Below are 10,482 nucleotides of genomic sequence, written 5' to 3'. Positions count from 1 at the left end.
ACCGATCCGGGCGGGCTCGCGGCGCGCATGGACCGGCGGCGATCCGGGTACCTCTGCGACATGCCCAAGTCGACCAAGAGCGGCGAGCCCATCGACGACGAGTTGCCCAGCACCCTGCAACGTTCGGACGAGAAGGCCCAGCGCACCTTCGCGCAGACCTACGACTCGGCCATCGAGCAGTACGACGGCGACGAGCAACGCGCCTACCAGACCGCGTTCGCCGCGCTCAAGCACACCCACGAGAAGGTCGGCGACCACTGGGAACCCAAGCAGGAGTGGGGCCCGTCGGACGCCCACGCCGAGGGCGGCCGGGACGACCCGCACCCCACCGCGGGCGGCGTCGACGCCCACGCGACCAAGGAGCACCTCTACGAGCTGGCCCAACGGCTCGACATCGAGGGCCGGTCGACGATGACCAAGGACGAGCTGGTCGAGGCGTTGCAGAAGGCCAACGACCGGGCCAGCGCCCGGGCGCTGGAGCAGGACCGCAAGGACCCCCAGGACTCAGCTGGATGATCCGTTCGCGGACAATTCAGCAGAGTCCTAGATCCAGCCCCGCTCGGTCGCCACCCGCAGGGCGTCCGCCCGGGTCGCCGCCCCGGTCTTGCCGATCACCGACGAGAGGTGGTTGCGCACCGTGCCTTCGGACAGGTACAGCCGCTTGGCGATCTGCCCGATCGTGCCCCCGTCCGCGGTGGCCAGTAACACGTCCCGTTCCCGGCCGGTCAGCGGGGACTCGCCCACGGCCAGGCTCTCGGCGGCCAGGTCCGGGTCGACCACCCGCAGCCCGGCGTGCACCCGGCGGATCGCGTCGAGCAGCGTCTCCGGCGGGGCGTCCTTGACCATGAAGCCGGCCGCGTGCGCGGCCATCGCCCGGCGCAGGTAGCCGGGCCGGCCGAAGGTGGTCAGGATGACGACCCGGCAGGCGGGGACGCGCTCGGCCAGCCGGGCGGCGGCGGCCAGCCCGTCCAGGCCCGGCATCTGCACGTCCAGCAGGGCCACGTCCGGCGACTCGCGCAGGGCGGCGGGCAGCACGTCGTCGCCCGTGCCGACCTGGGCGACGACGGTCATGTCCGGTTCGAGGCCGATCAGGGTGGCGAACGCGCCCCGGATCAGGGCCTGGTCGTCGGCCACCAGGACGCGGATCATCGGGCCACCCCCAGCGTCGCCGCGTCCGCCGCCGTGTCCACCGCCGGGACCGTCGCCCGCACGCCGAAGCCGCCGCCGGGCCGGGGCCCGGCGGTGAGCGTGCCCCCGGCCGAGGCGACCCGGTCGGCCAGTCCGGCCAAGCCGTTGCCCGGCGGCCCGGGTGCGGCCCGCCCGTCATCGACGATCTCCACCGAGCCCGGCGAGAGGGTGATCGTGCAGGTCCGCGCGTGGGCGTGCCGGATCACGTTGGTCACCGCCTCCCGGACCACGTACCCCAGCAGGGCCCGGGCCGGCGGGTCGATCCGCTCGACCGCGGCATCGACGTCCGCCGGCAGGCGCACGGTCACCCCGGCGGCCCGCAGCACACTGCCGGCGATGGCCAGCTCGCCGGCCAACGACACCTGCCGGAATCCCGACGCGGTGGCCCGCACGTCGGCCAGCGCCTCCCGGGCGAGCTGCTCCACCGCGCCGATCTCCGCGGCGGCGGCCGCGTCGTCCCGGCCGACCAGGCGCCGGGCCAGCCCGGCCTTGACGGCGATCGCGGTCAGCGAATGGCCCAGGATGTCGTGCAGGTCGCGGCCGATCCGTTCGCGTTCGGCGGCCACGGCGGCGACCGCCAGGGCCTCGCGGGTCAGTTGCAGCTCCCGGTTGAGCCGGATGTTGCCCACGAACCCGGTCATGAACGCCGTCATCGCGACGATGGTCAGGGCAAGTTCCCAGCTCAGCGGGTCGCCGTACGCCCAGTTCACGGCGAGCAGCCCGACGGCGAGCACGACGCCCAGCGTCATGCCCACCCAGCTGCGGAGCAGGAAGCCGCCGACCACCGCGGCGTAGATCCACATCGTCGCCGCGCTGGATCCGAGCACCGGCAGCAGGGCCGCCGGCAGGACCACCAGCACGGCCACGACGGCCGCCTTCACCGGCCACGGGCGGAAGAGGCAGCGGCCCGGCACGAAGATGTAGAAGAGGGTGAACGCGGCCAGCAGGGTCAACGACCACACCTTGGTCGCGACCGGGATGTCCATGGTGATCACCGCGACGTACGCGGTGATCAGGAAGACCTGCGCGATGACGCCGCCGAGCTCCCAGCGCCGGCGGCCGTCCATCCGCAGGGCCCCGGTGGTCGCGTCGATCTGGGTCACCGCGCCATCCTCCCTCGCCGCCGCCCGGATCAGACCCTGCGGCCGCTGCGCCGGTACGACCACACGCCGATCGCCCCCAGCCCCAAGGTCCAGGCCGCGAGGATCAGCACCGCGTCGAGCGGTACGCCCTGCCCGGCCAGCACGGACCGGCCGAGGTCGGCCAGCCAGTAGGAAGGGGTCACCGTCGCGACGTCCTGGAGGAAGGCGGGGAACGCCTCAACCGGGAACCAGAGACCGCCCAGGACGGACAGCCCGAGGTAGGTGATGGTCGAGATCGGCTGGACCGAGTCGACCGTGCCGGCGAAGCCGATCACCAGGCCCAGGACCGCGAACGGGATCAACCCGAGCCAGACGGCCAGGCCGGTGCCGACCCACTGGGCCGCGCTCAACTGAACCCCGCCGATGGTGGCGCCGGCCAGGAACACCAGCACCAGCGCCGGCAGGGTGACCAGCATCGACACGATCGCCTTGGCGACCAGGTAGGAGGGCCCGGGCAACGCGGTCAGCCGGAGCTGCCGGTTCCAGCCGACCTGCCGCTCGATGGCGACCCGGGCGCCGGTGTTGATCGCGGCGCCGATGCAGCCGAAGGAGGCCATCGACACCATCAGGTAGGCAACGACACTCAACCCGTCGCCGGCATCCTGTCCCTGGTACACGTTGGCGTAGAGCAGGAACAGCAGCAGCGGCAGGGCGACCGTCAGGATCAGGAAGCGGACGTTGCGGTAGGCCATGCGGGTCGAGGTCAGCGCGTAGCGGCCGGTCATCGCCACGGGGCCGGAGCTCGTCCGGGCGCTCATCGGTGTGCTCGGCGGTGTGCTCATCGGGCGGTCTCCTGACGTGAGGTGGCCACCAGTTCCAGGAAGGCGTCCTCCAGGTTGCCGGCGGCGATTTCGATGTCGTGGGCCTGCGGGTACCGGGCCATCAGCGCTCGCAGCGCGCCGTCGGAATCACCGCAGTGCAGCAGGGTTCGGGTGGCCTGGCGGTCGACGCGGAGCACGCCCGGCAGCCCGGCGAGGTCATCGGGCTCCGCGCCGTCGACCACCGCCGAGACGGTGCGGCCGCCCACCCTGGCCTTGATCTGGGCGCCGGTGCCGTCGGCGACGACGACCCCACCGGCGAGCACGACCACCCGGTCGGCGAACTGGTCCGCCTCCTCGAGGTAGTGGGTCGCGAACAGCACCGTCCGCCCGGTCGCGGTGAAGCGGCGCATCGATGCCCAGAACGAGCGCCGCACCTCGACGTCCATCGCCGCGGTCGGCTCGTCCAGCACCAGCAGGTCGGGGTCGGGGGTGAGCGCGAGGGCGAAGCGCACCCGCTGGGCCTGCCCGCCGGACAGCTTCTGCGTCTTCTGCCCGGCGATGTCGGTCACCCCGGCCAGGTCGATGGCGTCGGCGACCGGCATCGAGTGCCGGTGCAGGCCGGCGAACATGGTCACCAGTTCCTTGACGGTGACGTCCGGCAGCAGGGCGCCGGCCTGCAGCATCGCGCCGACCCGGCCGGCCTGGACGGCGCGCACCGGGTCGACGCCGAACAACCGGACCGTGCCGGCATCCGGACGGGTCAGCCCGAGCAGCATGTCGATGCTGGTGGATTTGCCGGCGCCGTTCGGGCCCAGAACGGCGACGACCTCGCCGGGCGCGATCAGCAGGTCGACGCCGCGCACGGCCCGTATCTCACCGAACGTCTTGTGCAGTCCGGTGAGTCGGACGGCGGCACCGTCCGGGACCGGGGTGGGGGTGGTGGTCATGACCCCACGATGCGCGTGGCTCCGGGCCGGCCCGGGTGGCGGGCGTCATGGATCGACCATGACATCCGTCATGGGTCGCGCCGCGGCCGCGCCGGGTCAGAACCGGCGCCGCTCCCGGATCGCCAGCACGACGCCACCGACCATCGCGGCCAGGCCCAGACCGAGGATCACCAGACCGAAGACGAGCGAGGCGTCGGTCAGCACGAGCCCGACGACCAGCGCGACCATGCCCATGACGAAGACGGCGATCGCGACGACGATGCGGGGCCGGCGCAGGCCGGCGTCGGTGATCCGTTGCGCGAACGTCGGGTCCTCGAGGGTCAGGCCGGCGGCGATCTCGTCCAGCCGGCGCTGTTCGCCCTCTGACAGAGCCATCACGTTCCCCTTTTGACATCGGGGCGGTCCGGGTCGAATCGGCGCTGACCTGCCCGAGAGCGGCCGGGTCGGGACCCGGTCGGCCCATCGTACGTCCGTCGCCGACCGGGCGCCCCGGGCGCGGAGCGCACCGCCGGCCTGGCAGGGTGAGCCGGTGACGACGCCGCCCGCGCCCGCCGCACGATCGGGACCGCCGGGGTTCTCCCGGGCCCTGGCCGTGCTGGTGGCCGGCGCATTCTTCATGGAGAACCTCGACGCGACGATCATCGCCCCGGCCGCGCCGGCGATCGCCGCCGATCTGGGCGTGCAGCCGGTCCAGATCAACGTGGCGATGACCGCGTACCTGCTCACGGTCGCCGTGCTGATCCCGGCCAGTGGCTGGCTGGCCGACCGGTTCGGCGCGAAAGCGGTTTTCACGCTCGCCATCTCGGTGTTCACCCTGGCCTCGGTCGGGTGTGCGGTGGCGCCGACCCTCGGCGTGCTGACCGCGGCCCGGGTCGCCCAGGGCGTCGGCGGCGCGATGATGGTGCCGGTCGGCCGGCTGGTGGTGCTGCGGACCACGGACAAGTCCGAGCTGATCAAGGCGATCGCCTACCTGACCTGGCCGGCCCTGGTCGCCCCGGTGCTGGCGCCGCCACTGGGCGGGCTGCTCTCGCAGTTCGCGTCCTGGCGGTGGATCTTCCTGATCAACGTGCCGCTCGGCATCGCCGGGGTGGTGCTGGCGTGGCGGCTGGTGCCGGACGTGCGCGCCGAGCAGCCGCGGCGGCTGGACGCGCGCGGGTTCGCGCTCACCGCGATCGGCGTCGCCGCGCTGGTCATCGGTCTGGAGCAGATCGGGACCGGGCAGCTGCACGTGGCGTCGATCGCCATCACGCTGGGCACGGCCGCCCTGGTGCTGGCCGCCGACGTCGGCTACCTGTTGCGCGCCCGGCACCCGCTGCTGGACCTGCGCACCCTGCGGATCCACAGCCTGCGCGCGGCGGTCGCCGGCGGCACCGTCTTCCGCCTGGTCATCAGCGCCATCCCGTTCCTGCTGCCGCTGCTGTTCCAGCTGGGTTTCGGCTGGTCGGCGGCCGCGGCGGGCGGCGTGGTGATCGCCCTGTTCGCCGGCAACGTCGGCATCAAGCCGGTCACCACCCCGCTGATGCGCGGGCTGGGGATCCGCACCGTGCTGCTCATCGCGCTCGCGATGTCCATCGCCGGGCTGGTCGCGATGGCCTTCCTGCGGGCGACGACCCCGCTGACCGTGATCGTCGTCGTGCTGGCCGTCAGCGGCATCTTCCGGTCCGTGGGGTTCTCCGCGTACAACAGCGTCGCCTTCGCCGACGTGCCGGCCGAGCGGATGACCCACGCCAACACCCTGCACGCCACGCTGCAGGAGCTGGGCGCCGGCCTGGGCATCGCCGTCGGCGCGCTGCTGGTGCGGCTGGGCGACCCGGTCGGCGCGGCGCTGGGTCTGGCGGACGACCCGGCGACGCCCTACCGGGTCGCCTTCGTGCTGCTCGGGGTGATCTTGCTGGTGCCGCTGGTCGAGGCGCTGTTGCTGCCGCCCACCGCCGGCCGGTCGGTGACCGGCCGGGGCTGACCGGTGTCAGTGCCGCGCGTTGATCGCGGCCAGGTGCCGCCGGCCGAGCACGCCGATCATCAGCAGGGCGCCGAGCACGCACGCGCCGCCGAACCAGAACGGCGCCGCCAGGCCGACCTCCTCGCCGAGCTTGCCGCAGATCCACGGGGACGCGGCCGCGCCGAGGAACCGGACGAAGTTGTAACCGGCCGAGGCCACCGGCCGCGGGACCGGGGAGACGTTCATCGCCGACTCGGTGAACAGGGTGTTGAGGACGCCAAGGGGAGCGCCGCAGGCGATGACCAGCACGGTGACGGCGACGTGGTTGTCGACGGTCAGGGCGAGCGCGACCAGGATGGCGGTGAACGCGCCGAGGGTGATCAGGAACGCGTTGGTCAGCCCGAACCGGCGGTGCATCCACGGCGCGCCCCAGACGGCGCAGACGCCCAGCAGGACCCCCCAGCCGAAGAACAGGAAGCCGATGCCGAACGCGGTGTAGGGCAGCGTGAACGGGGTGAAGGCGAGTACGGCGAAGAAGCCGCCGTTGTAGAGCAGGGCGGCGATGCCCAGGACCAGCAGCCCGCCGTGCCCCAGCGCCCGGATCGGGTCGGCCGGCCGGATCGCCTGGGCGACCCGCACCTTGTCCTTGAGGAACAGCGCGATGGCCAGCAGGGCGATGCCCATCAGGACGGCGACGCCGAAGAACGGCGCCCGCCAGTTGATGGTGCCCAGGAACGCGCCGACCAGCGGGCCGACCGAGATGCCGACGCCCAGGGCCGCCTCGTACAGCGTGACCGCCTTCTCGGCGCCGCCGCGGGCCACGGCGATGATCGCGGCCAGCGCGGTGGCGATGAACAGGGCGTTGCCCAATCCCCAACCGGCCCGCCAGCCGACCAGCGCGGCGACCGAGTCCGACGTCCCGGCCAGGGTGGCGAAGACGATGATGACGACCAGGCCGGCCATCAAGGTGGTGCGACCGCCGAACCGGCTGGACACGAACGAGGTGATCAGCATGGCGACCGAGGTGACCAGCAGGTAGCTGGTGAACAGCAGCGAGACCTCGCTCGGGCTCGCGTTCAGGTTCGCCGCGATCGACTTCAGGATCGGGTCGACCAGGCCGATGCCCATGAACGAGACCATCGCGGCGAACGCCAGCACCCAGACCGCGACCGGCTGGCCGGACTTCGCCGGGCCGGTCGGTTCGGTCGGCACGGCCGCGTCGGTCGGTTCGGTCGGTTCGGTCGGGGCGGCCGCGCCGGTCGGGTGGTCGGTCGTCTCGGGCGCGCCGGGGGTGGGCGCGAACAGGTCCTCCTTGCGGGCGAGCGTCATCAGTAAGCCTCCAAGTAGTTATCTTTGCTAACTATCTTGGCACGGACCGCCCGTGGTGTCGATGCGCGACCGATCACACCCAGCTCACACACCGGCCCGGCGCCGGACGGGTGTCGGACCGGGCTGTTCAGGAGGGGATCAGGCGGGGGTCAGCCGATTCGCGAGCGTGCCGACACCGGCCAGGAACAGGTCGATGCCGTCGGCGTAGTAGGCCTGCGGGTCGTCGCAGTCGAACATCGCGGCCGAGCATTGGACCAGATGCGGGAACCGCTCGCCGGGCAGGGCGGCCAGGGCCGCCTGCTTGCTCTCTCGCCTGCTCTGGCGCTCGGGTTCGGGCACGGTGATCTCCGCGCCGGGCGCACCGACCACCAGCATCACCGCGGACTGCAGCATCGCCCGGGCGAGCTGGGCGCGCCGTTCGGTGTCGAAGCCGGCCTCGGCCAGCACGGTCAGCGCCTGTTCGGCGAGGTCCTGCCCGCGGGGGCACTGCAGGATCCGGAACTGGACGAGTTCGGTGCTGCCGGGATGCCGGCTCAGGGCGGTGACCAGGCGGTGCAGCATCGGCCGCAGCCGGTCCAGGCCGCCGTCGGCCGGCAGGTCGGCCGGTTCCACGGCCTCGATCACCCGGTCGCCCATGGCGGCCAGCAGCTCGTCCTTGTTCTTGACGTGCCAGTACAGGGCCATGGGGGTGACGCCGAAGTCCTGGGCGATGCGCCTGATGGACACCGCGGCCAGGCCGTCGCGGTCGGCCACGTCCAGGGCTCGGTCGATGACGGCCTCCCGGGACAGGGTGGGGGCCGCCGCCGACGACGAGGCCGCCTTGCCGGCCCTGGGGGCCGGACGCGTGGCGGTCCGGGCATTCGCAGGCGGAACCATGTTGACAACTTTACACCGTAGAGCGTTTCCTATACATCGTAGATGTACGGCGTATAGGAGGACCTGTGAGGCGACCCGGACTGACCCTGCTGGCGGTGGCGCTGGCGACGTTCATGAGCTATCTCGACAACAACATCATCAATGTCGCCATCCCGGCGATCGAGCGCGAACTGCACCTGACGACGTCCGGGATGGAGTGGATCGTCAGCTCCTACATCCTGGTCTTCGCCAGCCTGCTGCTGGCCGGCGGCCGGCTGGCCGACGTGTGGGGCCGCAAGCGGGTGTTCCTGGTCGGCCTGGCGATCTTCACCGCATCGTCGCTGGTCGCGGGCCTCGCCGGATCGGTCGACGTGCTGGTCGCCGGCCGGGCGGTGCAGGGGCTGGGGGCCGCGCTGATGACGCCGACCACCCTGGCGATCATCTCGGCGACCTTCGCCGAGGGCCGCCGGCGGGCGGCCGCGGTCGGCATCTGGAGCGCGGTCGGCGCCCTGGCATTGGCCGTCGGGCCGCTACTGGGCGGGCTGCTGTCTCAGTACCTGAGCTGGGGTTGGATCTTCTTCATCAACGTGCCCGTCGGCATCGTGACGTTCGTGCTGGCGGCCGCGGTGATCACCGAGTCGCGCAACCCGCAGACCCCGCGCCGGTTCGACGGGCCCGGCGTGCTGACCTCGGCCGCCGCCCTGTTCGCGCTGACCTTCGCCCTGATCGAGGGGCCCGACCGGGGCTGGACGTCACCGGTGATCCTGGGCTGCTTCGCGATTGCCGCCGGGTTGGCCGCGGCGTTCGTGCTGATCGAACGACGGTCGGCGGAGCCGATGGTGGCCCTGTCGCTGTTCCGCGCGCGGGTCTTCACCGGCGGGGTGCTCGCCCTGATGATGTGGGCGTTCGGCCTGTTCGGGATCTACTTCTTCACCTCGCTCTACCTTCAGGGCGTGCTCGGCTTCTCGCCGACCGAGGCGGGTGCGGCGTTCGTGCCCATGGCCCTGCTGATGGCCGGCTCGGCCGTGGCCTCCGAACGGATCTCGCACCGGTTCGGCGCCGGCCGGGTGGTGCCGGTGGCCATGCTCCTGATGGCCGGCGGGATCGCCTCGGTCAGCCTGCTCGGAGCGGACGCCGGATTCTGGTCGCTGATGCCGGCGTTCGCGGTGATCGGCATCGGCGGCGGGCTGACCGTCCCGCTGACCGCGGGCGTGCTCGACGCGATGCCCCGTGGCGAGGCCGGGGTCGCGTCCGGCATCTTCAACGCCAGCCGGGAGGTCGCCGGGCTGCTGGGTATCACCGTGATCGGCGCCGTGCTCACCGCGCGGCAGAATGCCCTGCTGGCCGCCGGTGAGACCCCGACGGACGCGTTCCTCGGCGGTTACCGGGCCGGGCTGCTGCTCGCCGGTGCGTTGGTCGCGGCCGGCGGGGTGGCCGCCTTCGTGGGGCTGCGCCGGGGGCGGGCCGGGCGGCCCCCCGCAGGTGGACCCGGCGCGCCGGACGCCCGGCTCGGAGTGGAGCCGGTCGCGGTGGCCGGCTGAGGATCGTCTGGACCCCACCCGGCATCGAGATCCGCACCACCGGCCCGGGAAGGTCGGTGGTGCGGATCTCGGCGGGCGGGCCGTCCGGTGCTACCAGCCGCGGGCCCGCCACTGCGGCAGGCTGGCCCGCTCCCGGCCGAGGGTGGTGTCGTCACCGTGGCCGGGGTAGACCCAGGTGTCGTCGGGCAACGTGCCGAACACCCGCGACTCGAGATCGTCCATCAGGGAACCGAAGTCCTCCGGGCTGTTCGTCTTGCCCGGGCCGCCCGGGAACAGCGAGTCGCCGGTGAACAGGTGGCCGTGGCCCTGCGGATCGCGGTAGAGCACGGCCACCGAACCGGGCGTGTGCCCGCGCAGGGCGATGATCTCCAGGGTGCAGGTGCCCAGCGGCACCGTGTCGCCCTGCTCCAGCGGGCGGTCGACGGGGACCGGCAGCGCGTCCGCGTCCTCTCGGCCGGCAGCGGTCTGCGCCCCGGTGGCCCGGGCCACGTCCGGCAGGGCGACGTGGTGGTCCCAGTGCTGGTGGGTGGTGACGATGGTGCGGACCGGGGTCGGCGCGCTCCCGTCGGCGATCAGGGCCAGGATCCGATCGGCGTCGTTCGCCGCGTCGATCAGCACACCGTCGCCGGTCTGCTTGCACACCAGCAGGTAGGCGTTGTTGTCCATCGGTCCGACGGACAGCTTGGTGATCGTGATGTCGGCGAGGTCGCGGGTGGCCGGGGCGCCCTTGGCGTCCACGTGACCGGTGTAGGTGTCAGCACTCATGCCGTCACCGTAGGA

General features: G+C 72.6%; 11 protein-coding genes. 3 read left to right on the top strand and 8 right to left on the bottom strand.

The window, feature by feature from the left end:
* Positions 1–60 precede the first annotated feature (60 nt).
* Positions 61–516: a ChaB family protein gene (locus tag ACOJUF_RS21860; RefSeq protein WP_420123922.1), complete on the top strand. Its 456-nt coding sequence runs from the start codon at positions 61–63 to the stop codon at positions 514–516.
* A gap of 27 nt (positions 517–543) precedes the next feature.
* Here the strand turns inward: ACOJUF_RS21860 and ACOJUF_RS21855 are convergent, their stop codons facing one another.
* From ACOJUF_RS21855 to ACOJUF_RS21835, 5 genes are all read right to left on the bottom strand, one after another.
* On the bottom strand, positions 544–1,149 hold the full coding sequence (locus ACOJUF_RS21855) for a response regulator (RefSeq protein ID WP_420123920.1): 606 nt from the start codon (positions 1,147–1,149) through the stop codon (positions 544–546).
* Complete coding sequence (locus ACOJUF_RS21850) at positions 1,146–2,291, bottom strand: sensor histidine kinase (protein ID WP_420123919.1); 1,146 nt, start codon at positions 2,289–2,291, stop codon at positions 1,146–1,148. Before ACOJUF_RS21850 ends, ACOJUF_RS21855 begins: the two co-directional genes overlap by 4 nt.
* Positions 2,292–2,320: 29 nt before the next feature.
* On the bottom strand, positions 2,321–3,112 hold the full coding sequence (locus tag ACOJUF_RS21845; protein WP_420123918.1) for an ABC transporter permease: 792 nt from the start codon (positions 3,110–3,112) through the stop codon (positions 2,321–2,323).
* Positions 3,109–4,038 (bottom strand): ABC transporter ATP-binding protein, encoded by a 930-nt coding sequence (locus ACOJUF_RS21840; protein WP_420123917.1) that lies wholly within the window; start codon positions 4,036–4,038, stop codon positions 3,109–3,111. Before ACOJUF_RS21840 ends, ACOJUF_RS21845 begins: the two co-directional genes overlap by 4 nt.
* 96 nt (positions 4,039–4,134) lie before the next feature.
* Positions 4,135–4,413 (bottom strand): DUF3040 domain-containing protein, encoded by a 279-nt coding sequence (locus tag ACOJUF_RS21835; RefSeq protein WP_420123916.1) that lies wholly within the window; start codon positions 4,411–4,413, stop codon positions 4,135–4,137.
* Positions 4,414–4,567: 154 nt separating this feature from the next.
* Between ACOJUF_RS21835 and ACOJUF_RS21830 the strand changes: the two genes are divergently transcribed.
* Positions 4,568–5,998 carry an MFS transporter gene (locus ACOJUF_RS21830; protein ID WP_420123915.1) on the top strand — a complete coding sequence of 477 codons (1,431 nt, stop codon included), beginning with the start codon at positions 4,568–4,570 and terminating at the stop codon, positions 5,996–5,998.
* Positions 5,999–6,004: 6 nt separating this feature from the next.
* Here ACOJUF_RS21830 and ACOJUF_RS21825 read toward each other — a convergent pair whose 3' ends face one another.
* Positions 6,005–7,306 carry an MFS transporter gene (locus ACOJUF_RS21825; RefSeq protein ID WP_420123914.1) on the bottom strand — a complete coding sequence of 434 codons (1,302 nt, stop codon included), beginning with the start codon at positions 7,304–7,306 and terminating at the stop codon, positions 6,005–6,007.
* Positions 7,307–7,444: 138 nt separating this feature from the next.
* Positions 7,445–8,182 carry a TetR/AcrR family transcriptional regulator gene (locus ACOJUF_RS21820; RefSeq protein WP_420123913.1) on the bottom strand — a complete coding sequence of 246 codons (738 nt, stop codon included), beginning with the start codon at positions 8,180–8,182 and terminating at the stop codon, positions 7,445–7,447.
* Between the two features lie 65 nt (positions 8,183–8,247).
* Between ACOJUF_RS21820 and ACOJUF_RS21815 the strand changes: the two genes are divergently transcribed.
* Positions 8,248–9,702 carry an MFS transporter gene (locus ACOJUF_RS21815; RefSeq protein ID WP_420123912.1) on the top strand — a complete coding sequence of 485 codons (1,455 nt, stop codon included), beginning with the start codon at positions 8,248–8,250 and terminating at the stop codon, positions 9,700–9,702.
* A 90-nt stretch (positions 9,703–9,792) separates the two neighbouring features.
* On the opposite strand, the gene ACOJUF_RS21810 is transcribed toward ACOJUF_RS21815, so the two are convergent.
* The gene (locus ACOJUF_RS21810; protein WP_420123911.1) at positions 9,793–10,467 is read right to left on the bottom strand and encodes an MBL fold metallo-hydrolase; all 675 of its coding nucleotides are present in this window, start codon (positions 10,465–10,467) and stop codon (positions 9,793–9,795) included.
* Positions 10,468–10,482: the final 15 nt, after the last annotated feature.

It is taken from the genome of Nakamurella sp. (assembly GCF_048594475.1).
GTDB lineage: Bacteria > Actinomycetota > Actinomycetes > Mycobacteriales > Nakamurellaceae > Nakamurella.
Note: the sequence above shows the minus strand (reverse complement) of the source record. Positions and strands in the feature narration are given on the sequence as shown.

Excerpts from the sequence above, each read along its gene's own strand:
- ACOJUF_RS21855 (WP_420123920.1), bottom strand. The coding sequence starts at position 1,149 with ATGATCCGCGTCCTGGTGGCCGACGACCAGGCCCTGATCCGGGGCGCG.
- ACOJUF_RS21860 (WP_420123922.1), top strand. The coding sequence starts at position 61 with ATGCCCAAGTCGACCAAGAGCGGCGAGCCCATCGACGACGAGTTGCCC.
- ACOJUF_RS21840 (WP_420123917.1), bottom strand. The coding sequence starts at position 4,038 with ATGACCACCACCCCCACCCCGGTCCCGGACGGTGCCGCCGTCCGACTC.
- ACOJUF_RS21820 (WP_420123913.1), bottom strand. The coding sequence starts at position 8,182 with ATGGTTCCGCCTGCGAATGCCCGGACCGCCACGCGTCCGGCCCCCAGG.
- ACOJUF_RS21835 (WP_420123916.1), bottom strand. The coding sequence starts at position 4,413 with ATGGCTCTGTCAGAGGGCGAACAGCGCCGGCTGGACGAGATCGCCGCC.
- ACOJUF_RS21810 (WP_420123911.1), bottom strand. The coding sequence starts at position 10,467 with ATGAGTGCTGACACCTACACCGGTCACGTGGACGCCAAGGGCGCCCCG.
- ACOJUF_RS21845 (WP_420123918.1), bottom strand. The coding sequence starts at position 3,112 with ATGAGCACACCGCCGAGCACACCGATGAGCGCCCGGACGAGCTCCGGC.
- ACOJUF_RS21825 (WP_420123914.1), bottom strand. The coding sequence starts at position 7,306 with ATGACGCTCGCCCGCAAGGAGGACCTGTTCGCGCCCACCCCCGGCGCG.